The sequence below is a fragment of the Dawidia cretensis genome, assembly GCF_018598175.1.
Lineage (GTDB): Bacteria > Bacteroidota > Bacteroidia > Cytophagales > Cyclobacteriaceae > Ohtaekwangia > Ohtaekwangia cretensis.
In genome coordinates this window covers 1-21,103 of record NZ_JAHESE010000029.1, presented here as the reverse complement: position 1 = coordinate 21,103, position 21,103 = coordinate 1, and the positions used below count along the sequence as shown (strand labels likewise).

At 53.0% G+C, this 21,103-nt stretch carries 17 protein-coding genes; 6 read left to right on the top strand and 11 right to left on the bottom strand.

The window, feature by feature from the left end:
• Window positions 1-22: 22 nt before the first annotated feature.
• Window positions 23-469, top strand: a complete 447-nt coding sequence (locus KK062_RS22625) for a peptidylprolyl isomerase (RefSeq protein ID WP_254086637.1) — start codon at window positions 23-25, stop codon at window positions 467-469.
• Between the two features lie 52 nt (window positions 470-521).
• On the opposite strand, the gene KK062_RS22620 is transcribed toward KK062_RS22625, so the two are convergent.
• From KK062_RS22620 to KK062_RS22600, 5 genes are all read right to left on the bottom strand, one after another.
• Entirely contained in the window at window positions 522-2,327 is a 1,806-nt protein-coding gene (locus KK062_RS22620) for a glycoside hydrolase family 9 protein (RefSeq protein ID WP_254086636.1), read from the bottom strand.
• A 103-nt stretch (window positions 2,328-2,430) separates the two neighbouring features.
• Window positions 2,431-3,744, bottom strand: a complete 1,314-nt coding sequence (locus tag KK062_RS22615) for an MFS transporter (RefSeq protein ID WP_254086635.1) — start codon at window positions 3,742-3,744, stop codon at window positions 2,431-2,433.
• 63 nt (window positions 3,745-3,807) lie between these two features.
• Window positions 3,808-4,476: a bifunctional 4-hydroxy-2-oxoglutarate aldolase/2-dehydro-3-deoxy-phosphogluconate aldolase gene (locus tag KK062_RS22610; protein WP_254086634.1), complete on the bottom strand. Its 669-nt coding sequence runs from the start codon at window positions 4,474-4,476 to the stop codon at window positions 3,808-3,810.
• A 4-nt stretch (window positions 4,477-4,480) separates the two neighbouring features.
• A complete protein-coding gene (locus tag KK062_RS22605; RefSeq protein ID WP_254086633.1) occupies window positions 4,481-5,479 on the bottom strand; it encodes a sugar kinase in 999 nt (332 codons plus the stop codon).
• Window positions 5,480-5,505: 26 nt separating this feature from the next.
• The gene (locus KK062_RS22600; RefSeq protein ID WP_254086632.1) at window positions 5,506-6,561 is read right to left on the bottom strand and encodes a Gfo/Idh/MocA family oxidoreductase; all 1,056 of its coding nucleotides are present in this window, start codon (window positions 6,559-6,561) and stop codon (window positions 5,506-5,508) included.
• Between the two features lie 224 nt (window positions 6,562-6,785).
• Here KK062_RS22600 and KK062_RS22595 point away from each other — a divergent pair, with 224 nt between their 5' ends.
• The 5 genes from KK062_RS22595 to KK062_RS22575 all read left to right on the top strand — a co-directional run bounded on the left by KK062_RS22595 (window position 6,786) and on the right by KK062_RS22575 (window position 13,006).
• Window positions 6,786-8,435: a UxaA family hydrolase gene (locus tag KK062_RS22595; protein ID WP_254086631.1), complete on the top strand. Its 1,650-nt coding sequence runs from the start codon at window positions 6,786-6,788 to the stop codon at window positions 8,433-8,435.
• A 178-nt stretch (window positions 8,436-8,613) separates the two neighbouring features.
• Window positions 8,614-10,068, top strand: coding sequence for a hypothetical protein (locus tag KK062_RS22590; RefSeq protein WP_254086630.1), 1,455 nt, complete (start codon window positions 8,614-8,616; stop codon window positions 10,066-10,068).
• 30 nt (window positions 10,069-10,098) lie between these two features.
• Window positions 10,099-11,181, top strand: coding sequence for a sensor histidine kinase (locus KK062_RS22585; protein WP_254086629.1), 1,083 nt, complete (start codon window positions 10,099-10,101; stop codon window positions 11,179-11,181).
• Window positions 11,178-12,233 carry a histidine kinase gene (locus tag KK062_RS22580; protein WP_254086628.1) on the top strand — a complete coding sequence of 352 codons (1,056 nt, stop codon included), beginning with the start codon at window positions 11,178-11,180 and terminating at the stop codon, window positions 12,231-12,233. The genes KK062_RS22585 and KK062_RS22580 overlap by 4 nt, the downstream gene beginning before the upstream one ends.
• Entirely contained in the window at window positions 12,230-13,006 is a 777-nt protein-coding gene (locus KK062_RS22575) for a LytR/AlgR family response regulator transcription factor (RefSeq protein WP_254086627.1), read from the top strand. Before KK062_RS22580 ends, KK062_RS22575 begins: the two co-directional genes overlap by 4 nt.
• A 10-nt stretch (window positions 13,007-13,016) precedes the next feature.
• Here the strand turns inward: KK062_RS22575 and KK062_RS22570 are convergent, their stop codons facing one another.
• From KK062_RS22570 to KK062_RS22545, 6 genes are all read right to left on the bottom strand, one after another.
• Window positions 13,017-13,358, bottom strand: a complete 342-nt coding sequence (locus KK062_RS22570) for a cupin domain-containing protein (protein WP_254086626.1) — start codon at window positions 13,356-13,358, stop codon at window positions 13,017-13,019.
• Between the two features lie 24 nt (window positions 13,359-13,382).
• Window positions 13,383-14,369, bottom strand: a complete 987-nt coding sequence (locus KK062_RS22565) for a pectinesterase family protein (protein WP_254086625.1) — start codon at window positions 14,367-14,369, stop codon at window positions 13,383-13,385.
• A 3-nt stretch (window positions 14,370-14,372) separates the two neighbouring features.
• The gene (locus tag KK062_RS22560) at window positions 14,373-15,995 is read right to left on the bottom strand and encodes a glycoside hydrolase family 43 protein (protein WP_254086624.1); all 1,623 of its coding nucleotides are present in this window, start codon (window positions 15,993-15,995) and stop codon (window positions 14,373-14,375) included.
• A gap of 65 nt (window positions 15,996-16,060) precedes the next feature.
• The gene (locus KK062_RS22555) at window positions 16,061-17,308 is read right to left on the bottom strand and encodes a DUF4861 domain-containing protein (RefSeq protein WP_254086623.1); all 1,248 of its coding nucleotides are present in this window, start codon (window positions 17,306-17,308) and stop codon (window positions 16,061-16,063) included.
• A 37-nt stretch (window positions 17,309-17,345) separates the two neighbouring features.
• Window positions 17,346-18,473, bottom strand: coding sequence for a glycoside hydrolase family 88/105 protein (locus KK062_RS22550; protein WP_254086622.1), 1,128 nt, complete (start codon window positions 18,471-18,473; stop codon window positions 17,346-17,348).
• Between the two features lie 116 nt (window positions 18,474-18,589).
• A complete protein-coding gene (locus KK062_RS22545; RefSeq protein ID WP_254086621.1) occupies window positions 18,590-20,920 on the bottom strand; it encodes a glycosyl hydrolase family 28 protein in 2,331 nt (776 codons plus the stop codon).
• Between the last annotated feature and the right edge of the window lie 183 nt (window positions 20,921-21,103).

Genomic DNA, 21,103 nt, shown 5'->3' with positions numbered 1-21,103 from the left:
CGCGCCAATAAAAAAATTCACCATGAAGGTAGCAGAAATTCACACAAAAAAGGGCGTTATGAAGATCCGGTTCTTTGAGAAGGACGCTCCCAATACTGTAAAAAACTTTGTTACGCTGGCCGAGAAAGGCTTTTATAATGGTCTGACGTTTCACCGCGTGATCCCCAACTTCGTCATCCAGGGCGGGTGTCCGGATGGCACGGGCCGTGGTGGTCCGGGTTATAAAATCGATTGCGAGCTGACGGGCGACAACCAATACCACGACCGCGGTGTATTGTCTATGGCCCACGCCGGCCGCAACACCGGTGGCTCTCAGTTCTTTATTTGCCACTCGCGTCAGAACACCTCGCACCTGGACCGCAACCACACCGTGTTTGGTAAAGTGTATGAAGGCCTCGATGTGATCGATGCCATCAGCCCGGGCGATGTGATGGAGCAAGTAATCATCAAAGAAGAAGCCGGCGCGTAAGACTTCCGTCCACTACGATCTTTTTCAAGCGGGCCACCTTTACAGTGGCCCGTTATTTTTTCCCACCGGTGTAGTACGCTTCGAGTGCCACCGCCAGGTACGCCAGCGGTGCATTCCAGTTGATGGCAATTTCGTTGGAGGCGTAAGAGCAGTCGTGATCCAGGTACGCTTTATCGGGCGCATCGGTGCCCGGGCCGTAGGTACAGCCGTCCGCTTTGTCTTGCTTTCCGGGATTGGGGCCGCCGGCCAATAGTCCGGGTACCGGGGCTCGTACGCCATCGGCAATCGATGGACGATGATGCGGGTGCTGTGTGGAGAAAGAGCCGAAGCCCGTGACAAAACAATAGCCTGTGCTGTTTCTTCCCAACAGGTAATCCAGGTTCGATAATGCTGCAGCGATATACTTTTTGTCTTGCGTGAGCCGGTAAGCTTGCACCAGCGCGATGCCTTGATTCGCCGCCACAGACGAGCTACCCCATATGTAGTCTTTCGCCGTAGCGCCCATGACCATGCGGTAAGATCGTTGATCGTAGTTACGCAATAGCTCGTCGGCCACCTTGATGATACGCATCGTGACATTCTCTTTACCCGGGTAGTCCGGTAACCTTTGTGCATGGCGGGCGAGTGTATAGTACCCGAGCAATCGCACCTGCCCCCAACTCGGCAACGGGTTCTTTCTGTCAGGGAATAATTTGGTTAGCTGTATATACTCCGTCTTTTGTGTGGTGGTATAAAGCTCTGCCGCGGCCCAAATAAGCTCATCCGCAAAATCCCTGTCGCCATAACCGCCGGTAACAATATCGGGATCGTAGCGATTGTTGAGTGCCGCCTGATCATAAACTTCCCGTGGATGCTGTTGCGCCCACTGCCAGGCAAGCTCCGCGGCTTGCAAGCACGAGTCTGCCAGCCCCGGTAGTTGTTTAAAAGGACGCAACACGCGACTGGCCTGCGCCATGACCGCGGCAAAGTCGAGTGTAGCCGCCGCACCTTTTTGGACAACGTATCGGGGTGTATGTGCCGCGGCGGGCATGATCATGCCGTCGAACCGTGCGTTGGTGAGTTTATGGTATACCCCGCCGTCGGCAGGGTCTTGCATGGTCAGCATCCACCGAAGGTTCCACAGTATTTCGTCGAGGGCGTCGGGTAGCGTGTTGCTCCGTTCAGGAATATTCAGGGCGAGTGTGTCGAGCAGGGCAGTATAGTCTTCATACGCCGCGAGCAGGGTGCCCATGGTAATGCCGCTGTTGACGATATACTTGTTGTAGTCGCCGGCGTCGTACCAACCCCGGGGAGATTTGATGACCGTCCCGGCGGGACGGCTTGCTGATGCCGCGGAAGGGTGTATCACTACGCTGTCGTCCGGATGGCCGGCGGCGCGTTGCCAAACAACAGCATATCGCTCCGGCAACGCAGTGGATGCACGCTGAAAGTAGAAGCCCTTCCAAACAGCTTTTGCCAGGCCTCGGTGTACATCAGGAGCAATGACAAAAGGATAGGATGTGCCGATGCCGGGCACGACCAGGCGATAGGTGCCGGGGGTTTGGAAGATAGTAAAATCCGCCGTTTGGGTCGGCTCTTTCGAAAGCTCGGTTGGGCGTGTTTCAGTGAGCTTGGATGAGAAGACCTTTGTTTCGTCGCGGTGGCGTATGAGATAAAACGCCGGGGCGGGTTTGGATGAGACTATGACGGCTACTTTGGGAGCCGTGGGATAAAAACCTATTTGATTGAGCCGGATGGTGTGGTCTCCATTGTCGGGAAGCGAAATATTGGGGGAAACAGTGTACCCAGGCTCGTCAGTTTTTTGGGCAAAAATTGGCGTACAAGCCAGTAACAGCAGTGCATTAAATATAATGTTCATCCGGATCCTAATGAGGATGAAGTTAGTACTTGTAGGTAAAAAAGAAAACACAGCGTGACTGCTGTGTTTTCTCTTACTGGGTTGCAGGCGCAAGCAAGCCCCGCTACACCTTAATCCGCTCCATCCTTGGCACCAACACGTGCATAATCAACCACGCCAGCAAATACATCGATCCGCAAATAGCGAACATGATGTAATAAGCCGTTTCAATCTGCCCAATAGACCGATAGTGCACAAACATATTCTTCTGCACAAAAAGCGTCAGAAAAATCCCGCCAATACCACCGCACATCCCACCAATACCGGTAACAGAGCCAACAGCTCGTTTCGGAAACATATCAGACACCGTCGTGAAGATATTAGCACTCCACGCCTGGTGCGCCGAAGTGGCGATGCCGATAATAATAACAGCAAACCACATATTCATGGATCCCAACAACTGCGCAAAGACAATGGGCATTACCAGGAATGCATAGAGCAGCATCGACGTCTTACGTGCTTTAAATACGGGCATCCCCGTGCGAATAAAACGTAACGGCAGCCATCCGCCCCACACACTGCCCACCGTAGAGATCATATACACCACGGCGACCGGCACGGCCACTTCTGTGCCCGTGAGCTTGTATTCGCTGTTCAGGAAATCAGGCAACCAGAAGAGGTAAAACCACCAGATCGGATCTGTCAGGAATTTACCAATCACAAAAGCCCAAGTCTGGCGGAACTTCAATAGTGTAAACCACGATATCCGCGGCGCATTGTCGTCCGAAACTTCCACCACGCCTGCCTCTTCATCAGTCTGAATATATAAGCGCTCAGCGTCGGTAAGTTTCTTATTGCGGGCGGGCACTTCATATAGTAAGAACCACGCGACAACCCAAATAAACCCGAAAGAACCCGTAATGACAAAAGCCCACTGCCAACCCCACGCGGCGGCGATAAACGGCACGGTAAGCGGCGCGACGATAGCACCGATGTTCGCCCCCGAGTTGAAAATGCCCGTGGCGAGGGCGCGTTCTTTCCTGGGAAACCATTCCGCTACGGTTTTGATCGCGGCAGGAAAGTTACCGGACTCTGTTACACCCAGCGCTGCGCGGGCTACCATGAATCCAAACGTGCTTTGTACAATGGCGTGTCCGACAGCGGCAAGGCTCCACAGGAACGTAGCCAGAAGATAACCGAGCTTGGTGCCGAGCTTGTCGATAAGACGACCCGCCCCCAACATGCCCAACGCATAGGCAACCTTGAAGGCGATCTCGATATCGGCATAGTCGCCATCGTTCCAGTTAAACTCACTGGTTAGTTCCATCTTCAGCAGGCTGATCACCGACCGGTCGAGGTAGTTGATGGTGGTAGCGAAAAATACCAGGGAACAGATCGTCCATCGGTATTTCCCTACGGTTTGGTTTAGGTTTTCCACGGATTAAGGGATTTGGTTGTTCAGTAGTTGTTTATGATAACGAGAGGGTGTGTATGCGTACCGTCATGTTTTCCGGATGCTCCGGATGATCTTCAGCGCAGCGGCCACCTTTTGTTCCAGCTGTGCCCAGTTCTTTTCGGCGATAATCTCTTTGGTGAAGAGCTGTGAGCCCAGTCCGACACACGTTGCACCGGCGTTGAGCCATGCCGACATGTTTGCCTCTGTGGGCTCTACCCCACCTGTGATCATGAGCTTCAGGCCCGGCACCACCGGTGTAATAGCCGACACAAAGCCAGGACCGAGCACCGAGCCAGGGAATACTTTAATCACTCCCGCGCCGAGCTCTTTTGCCGTGACGATCTCTGTCAGGGTCGCGCAGCCCGGTATCCACAACATATTTTGCTCGCGGCATACGGCGGCCATCTCGGGTTTGAGGATGGGAGAAATAATAAAATGCACGCCGGCATCGATAAACCTACGCGTGGTAGCAGCATCCATAACGGTACCGATACCCAACATGAGGTCCGGATATTTTTCGAAGTACTTCAGCACGGATTGAAATACGTCAAATGAGTTCGGAAGGCGATTCGTAAATTCAAATACACGCACGCCTCCTTTGTAAGCAGCGTCGATCACTTCCTGTGCAAGGGTGGCGTCGGCGTGTGTAAACAAGGGCACCAGGCCAGATTGAGCCATGGTATCTATAATTTGTTGTTGGGTGAATTTCTTCATGCGCTTAGCGTAATAATTTTCCTACGTTCTCGCCTTTGACAAGGGCTTCTACTTCCTCTACTGTTACCAGGTTTACATCGCCTTCGATGCTATGTTTCAGGGTACTGGCGGCCGTGGCAAACTCTACGGCATCGGCATCGCTCTTTTGCGTCAGTAAACCATAAATGAGACCAGCCATATAGGCATCGCCTCCTCCTACACGGTCTACGATGTGTGTAAGCTCATACGGTTGCGACGACACGAGCGACTGGCCATTCCACACCATGCCCGTAAGACGGTTGTGCGACGAGCTGACGGAATCGCGAAGGGTGGTGGTAATTTTTTTCACCTGCGAAAAAGCCCGCATAAACGCGCGACATGCTTCTTCGAACGATGCTCCGGTAATGCCGGCACAGTTCTCCATGTCGGTAATACCTGCCACCACGATATCGGTACCGGTAATGAGGGCGGGCATGATGTCTTGCGCCGTCTTACCATACTGCCAGAGGTTGCGGCGGTAGTTGATGTCGCCCGATACCGTCAGGCCTTTGCGGTGTGCCGCGGCAATGGCATCCTGGCAAACATCGGCCGCGCCTTGCGACAGTGCCGGGGTGATACCCGTCCAGTGAAACCAGGTAGCGTCAGCAAAGACTTTGTCCCAGTCGATCATGCCCCGCTCGATGTGCGCAAAGGCGGAGTCGAAGCGGTCGTATATCACACGCGAGGCGCGTTGCATCGAACCATTCTCGAGAAAGTATATCGCCATGCGGCCAGGACCGAAGACGATGTGCTGCGTGTCAACGCCATACCGGCGCAGGGTTTGGACAGCCGCCTTGCCCAGGTCGTTGTCGGGGAAGCGGGTGATGTGCGCGGCCGGTATCCCAAAGTGGCAGAGCGACGCCGCAACGTTTGCTTCCGAGCCTGCATAGAGCGCCTGGAAGCTGCCGGCCTGTGTAAACCGTGCAAATCCCGGCGTGGAGAGCCGGAGCAGGATTTCACCGAGTGTAATGACTTTGTTCTTCATGTATCAATAAGCTTTACGAAGTGGTGTTAAGACAGGCGCACGGACTGGCGCAGCCTGTTACTCTCATAGCACGCTTCGATCAATTTTATCCCTTCGAGCGACTCCTGCGGCAACACGGGTGGCTCCTTGCCCGCGCGAATCGCATCGTATACACCGTGATAGAACTGCAGGTAATTGCCGGGCCGTGTTTCCACCTGGCCGGTGATGTGCAGTCCTTGCAACGTCGTATTCAGTTTACCCCACTGGCTGGGATCTTCCACGCCCCATCCGGCGCTGCCGGGTGTCTTGCCATCCTTAAGGGCCTGCTCCTGCGGGTCGAGGCCGTATTTTATAAACGAGCCTTCGGTGCCGTGCACGCTATAACGCGGCCCGCCTTCGCGCACGAGATAGCTGGACTTGACAATAGCCTGATGGCCGTCATATTGCAGGCGGATGTCATAAAAGTCATCTACCCTGCCGCCGGGACGTTGTATGCCGAGCCGGGCATCGACGGCCCGCGGCATGCCAAAGAGTGTGATAACCTGGTCGAGCATATGCGAGCCCAGGTTGTAGAGTATGCCGGTGCCGGGACCGCTTTCTTCTTTCCAGGTGTTGGCCTCGATGTAATTGCGAAAGCGATCGTAGTGTACTTCGAGCTCGACGATAGTGCCAACGGCCTGGCTGTTGACAATCTGCTGCAGCGTCAGGAAGTCGCCGTCCCAGCGACGGTTCTGAAATACCGTGAGCACACGCTGGTGCTTTTGCGCCACGGCAATCAGTTGGCTGGCTTCGGCCGAGGTTACCGTAAAAGGTTTTTCGACGACCACGTGTTTGCCGGCGGCAAGTGCTGCCGCGACAAATTCGGCATGAGTGGCGTTGGGAGTGTTGACAATGACCAACTCGATCGCAGGGTCTTGCAACACCTCGGCTACACTGCCGGCAATACTTACCTGCGGGTAGCGCAACTGCGCCGTGCGTGCACGACGTTGTACGATCGTCTGTAAGGCAAAGCCGGGGTGCGCTTCCAGCAGCGGCGCATGGAACACCTCACCCGACATACCGTAGGACAGAATAGCTGTTGCGATGGGTGTTGTATAAGCCATAAGGTGTTTCTTTCTAACCTACCATTATTTTTCCAGTACTGTACCAGTAACAGGACGAAAAAGAAAGGCTCTTATCCTGAAACGACCGTACGAAAAAGGTATGGCATGGTAGGCGGAAAAGCATATCGGATTGTCGTTATTTGTATGCGCAACATTTTATTTTGTTGTTATGGAAAAGTATGTAAATTGCGCAATCGATTGCGCAAGATACGTGAATAATTAATATGTCAAACAGATTTCTGAAAATTCATCCCGCTGACAACGTCTATGTAGCGTTGACAGACCTAAAGGCCGGTGAAACACTGACCGTGGATGGTGGCAAGCCGCTGACACTGGTAGACGATGTTCCTGCCAAACACAAATTTACCGAGGCACCCCTGCAGCCCGACGACGAAGTGCTGATGTACGGCACTCTGGTGGGCAAAGCCGTCCAGCCGATCCGCCAGGGCGGTGTCATCGGCACACACAACCTCAAACACAAAGCCGCTCCCTACGCAGGTCGCACCAAGGCTTATTCCTGGGCGCCGCCTGACGTTTCAGCCTTTAAAGACAAAACTTTTATGGGCTATCACCGTGCCGACGGACAGGTGGGCACAGCCAACTACTGGCTTATTGTTCCGCTGGTATTCTGCGAGAACCGGAATGTGGAAGTGATCACCGAAGCATTTACAACCGAGCTGGGCTTTGGCAAACCCGAAGCCTATAAAGATTACGTGCACGAGCTGGTGCAGGCATACCGAAATGGTGGTACCACCAGGCTGGAAACGGTGCCTTTCCTCCCGGCGGGTGCCGCGGCCGATAACCGTCTCTTCAAAAATATCGACGGTGTAAAATTTCTAACACACCAGGGCGGCTGTGGTGGCACACGGCAGGATTCACAAACTTTGTGCAAACTTCTGGCCGGGTATATTCACCACCCTAACGTGGCAGGCGCAACCGTGCTGAGCCTCGGTTGTCAGAATGCCGAGATTACAACATTGCAAGAGCGCTTGAAAGAGCTGGATCCGAAAGGCAGCAAGCCGGTGTTTATACTCGACCAACAACAAAGTGGCACAGAACAAGAGCTGCTGACGCAAGCGATTCGCCAGACGTTCGCCGCGTTGGTGCAAGCAAATAACATCGAGCGCAAACCCGCACCGCTCAGCAAGCTGGTGGTCGGATTAAAATGCGGTGGCTCGGATGGTTTCTCGGGCATCTCGGCTAACCCGGCAATCGGTCATACATCCGACCTGCTCGTGACCCTCGGCGGCAGTACGATCCTATCAGAATTCCCAGAGCTGTGTGGTGTCGAGCAAGAGCTCATCAACCGCTGCGAAGAAGACGCTGCCGGCGAGCTTTTCATCAAGCTGATGCGTACCTACTCCAATGCCGCCGAAGCCGTAGGCTCGGGCTTTGACATGAACCCTTCCCCGGGTAACATCAAAGACGGTTTAATCACCGACGCCATCAAGTCGGCGGGCGCGGCCAAGAAGGGCGGCACAGCGCCAGTAGCCGATGTGTTGCAATATGCCGAGTATATCAAAAAGCCCGGACTCAACCTGCTCTGCACACCGGGCAACGACGTAGAAAGCACGACAGGCACAACTGGCTCCGGCGCGCAGATCATCCTGTTCACAACCGGACTGGGCACGCCGACAGGCAACCCGGTATCGCAAGTCGTAAAGCTCTCGACCAACACCAAACTGGCCGACCGCATGCCCGATATCATCGACTTCAACACCGGCTCGATCATTTCAGGCGAAAAAACCATTGACCAGGTCGGCGAAGAAATCCTCGACTTCATCATCGAAGTAGCCAGTGGCCGCGTCACCGCCAAGTCGGTAGCCCTCGGCCAGGACGACTTCATCCCCTGGAAACGCGGCGTTTCTTTGTAATCTTCTACCCTGTCCACAGATCCAAAGACCTGTGGACGGGCATTTTTTAGCTTTTCGGCGACAACACGTTTCTGGCAACTCACTACACCCGTTCAACACTTCGCGACACATCTCTTTTATACCCTGAATCTTCTTCCCATCCTTGTACCGTTAATACGGCATAAACTTATTCAGGCATATGAAAACGCGCATCCTGTTGTCCTCCTTCATCCTGGCAGTCCTTATTCCGCTGCTGCACCCGGTATCGGGTCAGACGGTAACTGCCTCCGGCAATAACAATACTCAAACCTCTCTCCAAATCGACAACGACCGCTACCGCTGGACGCATAAATCCAACGGCAGCGAGTTCAACATCGAGCTTCGCGGCCGCGTGGAAGTAACCGACGACGACCGTGATATCAAGTCGCTTTCGGACGGCGGCTACCTGGAAATCAGCAAGACTGTTTTTGGCAGCAAACGCTCGGTGGTCATCGAATCGCAAGGCGGCGGCAAACTGAAACGTTCGTACTATGAAGGCCGTACGCTGGCGTCGTGGGAGGACGGCGGCAAAGCCTGGCTGGCAGACATCCTGCCCGGCGTGGTCCGTTCGACAACTATCTCGGCGGAAGCCCGTGTGGAGCGGTTTTTTAAGAAAGGCGGTACAACGGGAGTCCTAAACGAAATCAGCCAGTTGGAAGGCGACGGCGTACGTGCTCAATATGCGGCCCTGCTCATGAAGCAACCCGTACCGGCATCAGAGTATGCCGGCATCATCCGCTCGGTGAGCAGCAAGATTGACTCGGATCATTACAAGGCCGAATTTTTACGAAACAACATCGGCAAGTTTATTCAGAACAAAGAAGCATCGGCCGCAGTGTTCAGCGCGACGCTGGAGATCGACTCCGACCACTACCGCGCGGGGGTGATTAAAGAGGCGCTCCGCGGCGACAATGTCACGCAGGACAATATTACAACAGCACTGCAAGCGGCATCCAAAATCGAATCGGACCACTATATTACCGAAGTATTGACGGCCCTTTTACAAAAGCCCAACCTGACGGATGCCGCCATGGAAAAACTGATCGAAACAACACAGGCCATTGAATCCGATCACTATAAAACGGAGATACTAAAACGAGCCCTGAACAAACCTAACTTGTCAAAGCGCTCGTACGATAATCTGATCGAGTCGACCCGCCATGTGGAGTCAGATCATTATCTGACAGAGATCATCCGTGAATTGCTGTCGCGGCCGCTAACCGCGGAGGTCATCACGAGCGCTTCACAGATCCTGGGTTCGATCGAGTCGGATCACTACCGATCCGAAGTATTGAGCCGCTTGTTAAAACAACCTTCCCTGAATGACAACATTCTGGCGACCACGCTAGACCTCTGCAAAGGTATGGACAACGACCACTACAAATCACAAGTATTACAACAGGCCATCGTCGAAACTAAAACCGACGGACAACTGGCGTCTGTACTGCAAGTGGTGCGCAGCATGGATTCAGACCACTATAAAACCGAGGTGATGACCCGTGCGGCCAACCGGGTGAAGGCCGGTGGCACGCCGCTGAAAGATACCTATCGCGAGATAGCGCGTTCGATCTCGTCGGAAACATACTACGGACGGGCCTTACGGGCTATCGATTGATTTAATCACGCGATTTCGTAATTTAACCTTATGCGTCATCCGCTTCGCCGATTTACCTGGATTATTCTGCTCGCCGTTGTGTTTTTCTTCATGCTCTTCGTGTACCTGCACGTGAGCGAGACGGGAACTTTTCCCGGCCTGCAAGACAGCGGCTCGGGTATCCTCTTCAGCATCCTGACAGGAAGTATACTGGCCGTGACCCTGTACTTTACCAACACCGCGCTGGACCGGTGGATTCCCTGGCGCACGTACTTTACCTCGCGGCTGCTGGTGGGATATGGCGCCAATGTCTTGCTCGCCATGGGCGTGACGGTTGCCGCCGGCGCCGCGTTTCTTTCCGTGGCCGGCAGCAATGTGCTCTGGCCTGGCTTCTCGGCACGCGACACCGATCTGTACTGGAAGTTAATGATCCTGTACCTGGCAGCGCTGTTTATGTACAATGTCATTTATGCGTTGCTTTTTTCGTACCAGCATTACACAGTCACGCAGATCGAAAAGCTACAACGCGAGCGCCGCCAGCTGGAACTACAATTCGAAGCGCTGAAAAGCCAGATTAGCCCGCATTATCTTTTTAACAGCCTGAACACCATCTCGTCGTTGTTGTACAAAGATCTGCCTTCGGCCGAGCAATTTATCCGCCGCCTGGCGCAGACCTACCAGTTTATTCTGACGACACGCAGCAAGCCGTATGTTTCACTGCAGGAAGAGATCAGCTTTGTCGAGTCGTATTATTATCTGCTCCGCATCCGGTTTCAACAACAGCTGCACGTCGAGATCAACCTGCCCCCGAATGTCATGAACAGCAAGATCCCGCCATTGACGTTGCAGATGCTGATCGAAAACGCAGTAAAGCACAACCCGATGCACACGGATAAGAAGCTGTTTATTTATATCACGGCACAAGATAACACGCGGCTGAAAGTCATCAACACCAAGACCGGCACGGCCCATGGTGTTACGTCGTTCCAGATCGGCCTGGACAATATTCAAAAGCGCTACCGTTTCTTTACGGATAAGAAGATTGAGATTCGCGACGACGAGAAATTCACCGTATCGCTTCCGCTCATCCTTTTTCCGCCCAAGCTGAAACCTCAACTAAACGGACACGCATGAAACGGTATTTTATCCATCACCCCGTGTTCCGCATCCTGGCGCCAGCCTTTTATGGCGCGCTGGTCTATTTGTTGGTCCTGATGATCAACGACACCGTGGCCCAGATCAACGATCTTTTTAACAGCCAGGAATTATACCTGTGCATCGGTCTTACCTATCTGGCCTTTGAGTCGTGCCGACTGGTCATTGTCATTCAACATCGCTTTCAACGTGACCGGCGTACGTCGCGGCTGATCACAACCCAGGTACTGGCCACGCTGATTCTATCGACGGGGCTTGTCATGATCGGGCTGCATTTGTACTTCCAGTACGTGATCGGCTTTGGCATGACCAACGAACAGTTCGCGACCTTCTGTTCTATTTTTGCAGTCACCGCGGCGCTTTACAATCTTCTTTATATCAGCGACTATTATCTGCACCAGGAGAACACGCTCAAGCTGCAGGCTGAAATGCAAAACAAGGCAATCCTGGAGGTAGAGATGCAGGAGTTCCAGCACGACATCAATCCGGAACTTCTGTATGAAAGCCTCGAAAGCCTGATCGGCATTATGTACCGCGATGTAGAGAAAGCGGAAGCCTACATCGACTCGCTGGCGACGGCGTACCGGTATGTGCTGACGAACCGGCATCAGGAGCTGATCCCCGCGGAGGCCGAAATCGATGCTGCCCGAAACCTGGTACGGCTACTAAACGAGCGATACTTCGGCCAGCTTACACTGGAAGTGACCGAGGACGACGACCTGACGGAGGCCATGCTGATACCGGGGTCATTGCCGATCGTAGTGGAATATATTGTGCGCAACACAATCGTTACACGTTTTGAACCATTGACCATAACCTGCTACACCGAAGACAATTACCTGGTATTACAAAGCAAGCTGAATGACCGGTTGATACCGTATGCGGACAGCGAAGTGGCGTTCACGCGGTTACAGCGGTCATACTCGCTCTACAGCGACCTGCCGCTGATTAAAGTGAAGGCCTACCAGGAAAATTATATTAAATTACCGCTGCTTCGCGTAGAGGAAGCTACCCCTTTGGAGGCACTATGAAAGTCGCGATCATTGAAGACGAGCTGCCGGCGGCGGAGAAGCTGGAACGTTATCTCACAAAATACGATCCCACGATTGTCGTGGCAGCCCGGCTGGATTCGGTCGCGGCGGCCGTACCCTGGCTGCAACAGCACCAGGACGAAGTAGACCTGATCTTTATGGACATTCAGCTCATCGATGGGTTAAGCTTCCAGATCTTCCAGGCGATGCAGGTACAAAAGCCGGTGATCTTCACAACAGCCTACAATGAATTCGCGCTCGACGCTTTTAAAGTAAACAGCATTGATTACCTGTTAAAGCCCGTCACATTTACCGATCTGGCCGCCAGCCTGAAGAAGATGGAATCACTCCGGCAACAGCTACAATTCCCCGCAGTACAGGTGCAGCGCATCAGCCAGATAGCCACTACCTCCTCTGCCACGGTACACAAACGTCGGTTCATGGTAAAGGTCGGTGAACACATCCGCTCCATCACCGCCGACCAGATCAACCTGCTATACGCCGAAGGCCGCGATGTATACCTGGTGACCGGTCAGAATAAAAAGTTTATCATAGACTATACGCTGGAAGCGCTGGAAGACATGCTCGATCCACAAATATTCTTCCGGATCAACCGCACCTATATCATCAACATCAATGCGATCAAAGATGTGCTGGTCTACTCCAACAGCCGGCTCAAGATCACAATGATCCAGGAATTCGATAAAGAGATCATCGTAAGCCGCGAGAAAGTCGGCGACTTCAAAACATGGTTTGACGGCGCCACCCATTAACTCCCCATCACTACACACCAAGAAAATCAGTACGCAGCGGCGTAAAACTGTCCACCAGCCGCACATGCGTCGACAGCACCTGAATAGTATGTAGTTTACCAGAAGGAACACAAAACATATCCCCCTCTTTCAGGCGCTCATCCGGCTCACCCTCGCAAAAGAATATAATTTCACCCGCGGCAACATACGTCGTTTGTTCATGCACATGACTATGCGGCGGGTCGGGAGCTTCCCAGGGGCCATTGTTAAAATCGATAACCACTGTCATCAGTTGTTGTTCATGAATGAGGTACCGGGTTACCCCATTTTTGACCTGCGTTACGGCAGCTTTGTCAGCGTGAATCACGGGCATACATGGCGTGTGTTAAAATCTGCTTCAAGGTACGCTTATCTTCCAATCTCCTAAAATCGTTTCAACGGTGTAGGCAGCTGCTTCGGCGGCCGTCAGCGTATGCGCCCAGGGTACACGAGTGGTGCCGCCAGCACCGGGACCGGTCGAAGCGTACTCGGCATAATAGGCCGTCTTCTCGGCATCGGGCTTGTCCCAGTTGTGCCAGCCCTCCTTTTTTATCTGTCTGTCGAGGTCACAACGTATAAATACTGTTCTCGCCCAGGGGCGCCAAGGCCGGCCGAGGTAAAAGGATTCCGTAGGAGCATCACCGGTGATCTTGCAGTCGAGGAAGACAAAGCCCTGGGGTGTACTCTCCAACGTAGAGGCCGCCGTAACATAACCACCCGGCTTTTTACAAAATATGGTACAATGATCAAAGACCGCGGTAGACCAGCCGAAGATAAAGTCTACAGTCCCTTCGATATAACAATCCTTATAGTATTGGCGGCTCTTCTCGCCAAAGGGATAGAGCGTGTCCTGGTTGCCCAGAAACCGGCAATGATGAAACATTACGCGATCACCTGCAATTCGCACGGCTACCGCCTGACCCACCGGTCCGGCACTGTTTTCAAAGGTGATGTTTTCGGCTAAGAAGTCGTCTGCAAATACAAAGAAAGAAGAAGATCCTGTCGTGCCCATCTCCTCGCCGAAACGATTCTTCTTTGCAGCATAGTCGTCGTAGGTCACGATTGTCCGGGTTACATCCTCGCCGATAAGCCGAACATTGATTTTGGACGTGGCCAGTATGAGCTTCTCTTTGTAAGTTCCTCGTCGAAGCAGAATACGGGTCTGTTTCTTACGAAAATCGGGTACAGCGTTAAAGGCCTCTTGTAGTGTACGGAAATCGCCGGAGCCGTCCTGGGCTACGGCAAAATCGTAAGACACCTTTTCTAGCGCTTGCGTAGTCGACTGTGCTTCAATGTGCAGGGTCAGCCATACCAATGCAAACGTCCAGGCCATACGACTTCTCATGCTTCAGGGTTTTACAGGTGTTACGGTAAACCAATCGAAGTCAGCGTATCCGGCGTCGTTTGTTGAGCGGGTACGGGTGCAGAAAATACCGGCCTTGGCACCAATCCAGCGGCCGGGCTCGGCCTGAAATACTTCACCGGCCGGTGTATAGGTTGTACCGTCGGTGCTATAGCTAAACCGACAACGTGCTTCTTTGGCCACGCTAACGCGCAGGTATACCGTATTGTCTTTCATTTTCACAATCGACTTTTCTGTCTCCGGCTTGCCGCTGGGCGCGTCGGCGCAATGTGTCTGCACCAAATATACCCCCTCAGGTGTATTGCGTAACGCAAGAGCAGCATAGGCTTGTCCGTAGATAACCAGCCCGGTGGCTTCTCCGGGTAAAGTAGGATGTGGCGAAAAGGTGAGCTTCGTGGTGATCGTAAACTCTTCTGCGGGGAATTTCTGTAACAGAATATTGGGCACGTCCCAATAATTCCTGGCATCCGCTGGTATGGAGGCAGCATACAGGCGCAACACGCCTTTCGCAGGATACAAGAATGACCACGTAGCCTCGGGGTTCGCTTGCCATTGCCACTGCGGTCCCAGGGCAGCAGTATTGAAGTTGTCGCTTTCAGGTGGCGCGGTGACAGATACTTTAGTTTTCCCGATAGTGGGCTTTCTATACGCCAACACCGGTTCACCCTTACCGTCGCCATCCTTATCTATGCCAATAACTGGCCAGTCGTCGCGCCACTGCATGGGCTGCAGGTGTACGACGCGACCATAAGGACCTTTGTCTTGAAAATGCAGGAACCAATCTTCGCCCGTTGGCGTATTCACCCACGCGCCCTGATGCGGACCATTGATGGTAGTCGTACCCTGATCCATCACCACGCGCCGCTCATAAGGACCGTAAATATTTCGCGCACGCAACACCAACTGCCATCCGGTGGATACTCCTCCAGCCGGTGCAAAAATGTAATAGTAACCGTTCCGCTTATAGAGCTTGGGCCCTTCGATGGTGGGGTCTATGCCATGGCCATCGTATACCAACGTACCAACGTCGAGCGCGTGTGTACCATCGGGACTGAGGCGTTTGATAGCAAGAATGCTTTTTATACCGGCACGGCTGCCGGCGTAAGCATACGCCAAATATACTTTTCCATCGTCATCCCAGAGCGGGCACGGGTCGATCAGGCCTTTGCCTGCCTCCACCAACACAGGCTCGCTCCACGGGCCGCCAATCTGCGTGGCGATAGTCACGTATATACCAAAGTCTGGATCGGGATAGTAGATATAAAACTTGCCATCGTGGTGGCGGATGGCGGGCGCCCAAACGCCATTGCCATGTTGTGTTTTAGCAAAATGATCGTACGGCGGCTGACGTGGCAACGCGTGCCCCACGAGCGACCAGTTGACAAGATCTTTGGAATGCAACAGCGGCAGACCAGGAACGGCGTCAAAACTGGAGGCAGTCATGTAATAATCTTCACCGACGCGGCAAGCGTCCGGATCGGAGTAGTCGGCATGAAGTATGGGATTACGATACGTGCCGTTACCTTGATCCGCGAGCCAGACTTGGGCTGTTGTTGGCCCGCTTGTCATGATCAGAGCATATACTACTATGTATTTCTTAATCGCCATCCTTATAACTTATCTCTATCACTGCTTAAGTGCTATTCGCTTTGCTGGCACAAGGCACGGTGCACTCACATTCCAATGGTCACTTTAATCGGCTCAGCCAACTGTGCCGCAACACCGTTGAGGTAAGCATAAAACTGTTGCTCTGTTTGTATCCCCCCCGGCTCCCCCGACCACGCCGCAAGGAAATAATATTCAACCAACGTATTAGCCGGCTTAAGTTGCACAAGGTGGCTATAGGGGTCAGCCGTAAACCCCGCCTCATCCTTCGGCCTGAAGAACACGGCAAGCCCTAGATTATCATCATTCAAACTTTGCTTACCAAACGTAGCCATATACCCCCAATGCGAATCATCACCCTTCTTCGTAACCAGCGGCGCCGCCTTGTCTTTTACAATCCCCGTACAAAACTGCTCAGGCTTCTGCGAAAACGTCAACCGCAGATGGCTCAACCGTGTACCCGCGTGGATCGATAGATCTGCGTTCACATCGTACTTCTTTCCCTCCACTTGCCAGCCAGCATAATGTGTTTGAATAGCGGAGTACACAACACCATTTTCTGAAATACGGCAACTAACACTATCCGTCTTTTCAATTCGCACAGCCTGACCATTGGCAAGTATGGCAGGCGAGCCAAGGCCCACGGCCTTACCAACCTTCATGACGTCCATGCCCCAAGGCTGCAGGTGGTGGTATGATTCAAACCCGTCAAGGCCTACTTGCTGCAATACCATATTCTTTGTCTTCTTACCAAATACATCGGTGGCATTACGTTGATCGAGATAAAAGCGATAGCCGACTTTGTCGGACTCCCAACCGGGGCCTTCGTAACGAATAAACCACGAATGGTCCTTGTGCTCGGGCGGCACGCGCAGCGACGTCACCGGCTGGAACTTCCCCCCCATATATTCACGACCTTGCCAGGCCCCATCTACTTTGTGTGATAATTCCGCTTGCGTACGCTTGGGATAATCATGCGCGATGGTGGCGGTGGGGTGAAAACGAATGGTGAATGTGCGACTGGCAGAAGGAGCCAGTGTATCAAGGACGAAGGCTATGCCGGCGTCAGCACCGGCGTGGTTATATTGACTGGAAATTTCTTTTGCGCCGTCTATTACTACAAACGCTTTGAAGTTGAATTTAGGAGCGGCTTGTTTTAATTGTGCCGGAGAAACTAAGACAAGAACCTGACCTCGACCGAGGACGCCGGGATTGGTCACCTTTATAGCGAAGGACTGAGGAAAATCTTTTTTAAGATCCTGGGCGTGTAGCACTGCCGCAGTCAGCACCAACATGAGCATGAATAACTTTTTCATAAAATTCTTTATTTTTTGTGTGCATGCCGGCACAAGTCTAAGGTGCCATACGCTCTAACTCAATAGAAGCCTGTATAAACGGCCCCACACCTTTCAGGTCGTCGACCCGCAAAGGCTCCCCTATATAATAAGCAAAGGATCCATCGCGATACGGCGTACCGCCGAGACCGGCGCCGCTGCACGTTTTTGTTAGATGGATGAGGCCGTCGGCATCTTTCTCGATGAAGTTCTTCAACAGTCCATCATAGCCTTTCCGGGCGACCGCCTTGAAATGCTTATCAAGGTAGCCCAGGCGTGTTCCTTTCGCTATGGCATAGACAAACATGCAGCTGGCCGAAGCTTCACGGTAGTTACCGGCAACCGTAGGTTTGTCAATGATTTGATACCATACACCGGTGTCATCCTGATATTTTTTCAACGCGCTGGACAGGCGCTGAAAAATAGCGATGATGTCTTTTCGTTTGGCATGGTTAGCGGGAAGGTAGTCGAGCATGTCGACGAGGGCCATCATATACCAGCCCATGGCGCGGCCCCAGAATTCGGGCGACTGGCCGGTGGTGGGATTGGCCCACCGTTGTTTTTTGCTTTCATCCCAGGCGTGGTACAGCAGGCCGGTCTTAGCATCGCGGGTATGGGCCTCCATCCAGATGAATTGATTAGCGACGTCGTCGAACTCTTTCTCGCGTTTAAATACCTGGGTGTATTCAGTGTAGAACGGCCCGCCCATGTAGAGGCCGTCGAGCCACATCTGGTAGGGGTAACGATGTTTGTGCCAAAAGCCACCCTCCTTGGTCCGGGGTTGCCATTGCAACTGCTCGCGTAGCAGGTCTACGGCTTTTTTATATTTCTCCTCATGGGTTTCCTGGTACAGCGTCAGTAGAATACGACCCGGTGTGACATGGTCAATGTTGTATTCAACTAGGTCGTAAGTGCGAATGGTGCCGTCAGCGCGGACGAACGCATCCATCATCTTTTTCATGTAGTCGAAATACACCTTGTCGCCAGTGTAACGCCACAGGTCGTCAAAGCCCTTTAAGGTAACGCCTTGCTCATAATTCCAGTTGGCAGGCCGGCGGGGTTTCTGATCGACTGTCTCTTTCCCGTGTGTAACGTAGGGTTTCACGGTGAGTGTGTCGGCATGGGTAGCCATAATAGTAGCCGCCATGCGCTGCCCCCACCCTTTCTCCTGTGCTTTACAGCAAATACTGACCAAACAAATACATACGATCCCAACTGATCGCATGAGGTTATTCCCTCGTTTCATCATACTGTTCTTTTCTCTTATTTACGCCGCACAGCTTTGGCCGATGCGCCGTTGGTTAATGCTATATCTTTTTTAGTACCGGCGCCACTGGCGCCGGTAAGTTGTATGTCTTTAGAGCGGTTACCGCTCACCTGTACAAACACGTCGTTATTGCCCGAGCGTACATTTTCCAGCACCAGGCCCTGGCTATCGTGCACTTCTACCACGCTTTCACTAGTGCACTGCAACGTGGCATTGCGCAGCGTAACGTGACTGCCTTCGGTGCAGACAAAGCCGATCTTGCTTTGAATCGCAATATCGCTAAGCGATATCGACTGTATATTCATTTCGGGCAGGCCGCGTACGAAGATTGCTGTTTCAGCACCTTTGCACACCACATTACGAATGTAAAAGTCGCGGAACTGCGGTGTAGCTTCTGTGACCGGCTCAAATGCAATGGAAGGTTTTTCTTCACCGGCAAACATGGCCAGCGGATCTTTCGCCATATAGTACATATCAAATAAGATGGCCGCTCCGCCAATCCCACTCATACGTATGTTGTCAACATAAATCTTCTCTACTACTCCTCCCCTTCCCCGGGTTGTTTTAAAGCGCAAGCCTACATCGGTACCCAGGAAGTTGCAGTCGGACACAAAAATATTGCGGGCACCACCGCTCATTTCACTACCAATGACAAAACCACCGTGGCCGTGAAAGACCGTGCAATGTTGTACGATCACATCTTCGGTCGGCACACCGCGTTTTCGGCCTTCTTCATCGCGGCCGGATTTAATACAAATGCCATCGTCTCCGACATCAAAAGTACACTTGTCTACCAGGACATTCCGACATGATTCGATATCGACGCCATCTCCATTTTGGGCATTCCACGGATTGCGCACCGTCAAGCCACGCAGCGTAAGATGTTGCGTCAGCAAGGGATGAAGGCACCACGCCGGTGAGTTCTGAAACGTAACACCTTCCAGCAGCACGCGCTTACACCGTACGATACTGAGCAAGTTAGGACGCAGGAATTCCCTGATCTCTTCGGCCCTTGCTATATCATACCCTGCGGCGACGACGCCCGGGCGTTTCGCCAATGAGCCTTTTAGCGCACGCGCGGTAGGGTACCAGGTGTTGGCACCTTCGTTCAACACGCCGCCCGATTTTACCAGGTGTTCCCACTCCGGCGGTGGCAGTTTGCTTTTCTTTACCGGACGCCAGGCGTCGCCGGCGCCATCGATCACGCCCCCACCGGTGATGGCGATGTTCTCTACATCCGCTGCATACAACGGTGACTGTGCCCGGATAGCTTCCAATCCTTCCCAATTCGTCTTTACCAGGGGATATTCTTCAGTACGATTCGTAAACTGCAGTACGGCACCCGCAGTGACGTGCAGGTTTACGTTATTTTTTAATACCACCGGGCCCGTTAACCACAGGCCTCGCGGAATTAACACGGTGCCGCCACCCGCAGCAGTACAGGCCTCCACCGCACGGCGTATAGCGTCTGTATTAGAAGTAAGACCATCGCCGCGCGCGCCATATTTTTCAATGTTGAATGTATCCTTGCGGAAAGCCACGTGCATGATCTTGGGTAGTTCATATACATACTTGTTCCCGGTCGGCAGCTGAATCAGCTCTTTCGCCAGGTCGGGGTTTAGCGTGCGCAGGCCGGCGGCTACCAGCGACGCCATGCAGGCAGCACCGTAGCGGGTGAAATGTGTATTGTCTTCTTTGCCTTCGGGGTAATGCTCCCACACACGCGGTGGCACGTTCAGAAACATCTTCCGGGATTCCTCTACCCCCTGTTGTACGATCACATCGCGGCTGCTGGCGTGCAGGTCGAGTACCGGCACGCGCTGAGCTTTACCGACTTCTTTTACTACTGCCGGGTAATCGCCGTGTTGGTCCACAAAGTTGCCTTTCTCGTCAAACTTGCGCCGCATCACGGGTGTGATCAACAGTGGGTTTGCGCCCTTACTCCGGATCTCGGCAATATACCGCTCCAGGTTCTTACGGTAGTCGGTGCGCGCAGGGGCATAACGGGTGGTGTCAGACTCTTTCGAGTCGTTGTGTCCAAACTGTATAAACACCCAGTCACCGGGACGCAGCTTTTCATATACCGTGCGCCAGTGTCCCAGCGTGCGAAAGCTTTTTGTACTGCGGCCATTCACTGCATGGTTTTCGACGTGAAGTCGGATATAGTCGGGAAAGATCATGCCCCACCCTGTTTCGGGCGCCACAGACTCAGGCTTGTTGGCCATGGTGGAATCGCCGATCAGGAAGATGCGCGGGGCATCCTCTGATGTAAACGAACAGCACAGGATAAGCGCCGTCAACAACTTTATTATAAAAGTATTTCTCATCTCACGTTAATCTTGAAAAAAGATATCCCGCCGGGCTGCCGTGCCCTGGCGGGTATCTTTAAGTAACCCAAACAAAGAACAAATGCTATACTATATAACTGGCATTGGTAAGTAAACCCAGGCATTTCAGCCTGAGATTCTCGTAAAACGCAACGTGAAGCTCTCGCTTCATTGCGCTTCCAT

Coding starts and splice junctions, on each gene's coding strand:
- KK062_RS22625 (WP_254086637.1), top strand. CDS start 23: ATGAAGGTAGCAGAAATTCACACAAAAAAGGGCGTTATGAAGATCCGG.
- KK062_RS22585 (WP_254086629.1), top strand. CDS start 10,099: ATGCGTCATCCGCTTCGCCGATTTACCTGGATTATTCTGCTCGCCGTT.
- KK062_RS22605 (WP_254086633.1), bottom strand. CDS start 5,479: ATGAAGAACAAAGTCATTACACTCGGTGAAATCCTGCTCCGGCTCTCC.
- KK062_RS22590 (WP_254086630.1), top strand. CDS start 8,614: ATGAAAACGCGCATCCTGTTGTCCTCCTTCATCCTGGCAGTCCTTATT.
- KK062_RS22545 (WP_254086621.1), bottom strand. CDS start 20,920: ATGAGAAATACTTTTATAATAAAGTTGTTGACGGCGCTTATCCTGTGC.
- KK062_RS22575 (WP_254086627.1), top strand. CDS start 12,230: ATGAAAGTCGCGATCATTGAAGACGAGCTGCCGGCGGCGGAGAAGCTG.
- KK062_RS22550 (WP_254086622.1), bottom strand. CDS start 18,473: ATGGCGGCTACTATTATGGCTACCCATGCCGACACACTCACCGTGAAA.
- KK062_RS22620 (WP_254086636.1), bottom strand. CDS start 2,327: ATGAACATTATATTTAATGCACTGCTGTTACTGGCTTGTACGCCAATT.
- KK062_RS22580 (WP_254086628.1), top strand. CDS start 11,178: ATGAAACGGTATTTTATCCATCACCCCGTGTTCCGCATCCTGGCGCCA.
- KK062_RS22600 (WP_254086632.1), bottom strand. CDS start 6,561: ATGGCTTATACAACACCCATCGCAACAGCTATTCTGTCCTACGGTATG.
- KK062_RS22560 (WP_254086624.1), bottom strand. CDS start 15,995: ATGGCGATTAAGAAATACATAGTAGTATATGCTCTGATCATGACAAGC.
- KK062_RS22610 (WP_254086634.1), bottom strand. CDS start 4,476: ATGAAGAAATTCACCCAACAACAAATTATAGATACCATGGCTCAATCT.
- KK062_RS22570 (WP_254086626.1), bottom strand. CDS start 13,358: ATGCCCGTGATTCACGCTGACAAAGCTGCCGTAACGCAGGTCAAAAAT.
- KK062_RS22555 (WP_254086623.1), bottom strand. CDS start 17,308: ATGAAAAAGTTATTCATGCTCATGTTGGTGCTGACTGCGGCAGTGCTA.
- KK062_RS22565 (WP_254086625.1), bottom strand. CDS start 14,369: ATGAGAAGTCGTATGGCCTGGACGTTTGCATTGGTATGGCTGACCCTG.
- KK062_RS22595 (WP_254086631.1), top strand. CDS start 6,786: ATGTCAAACAGATTTCTGAAAATTCATCCCGCTGACAACGTCTATGTA.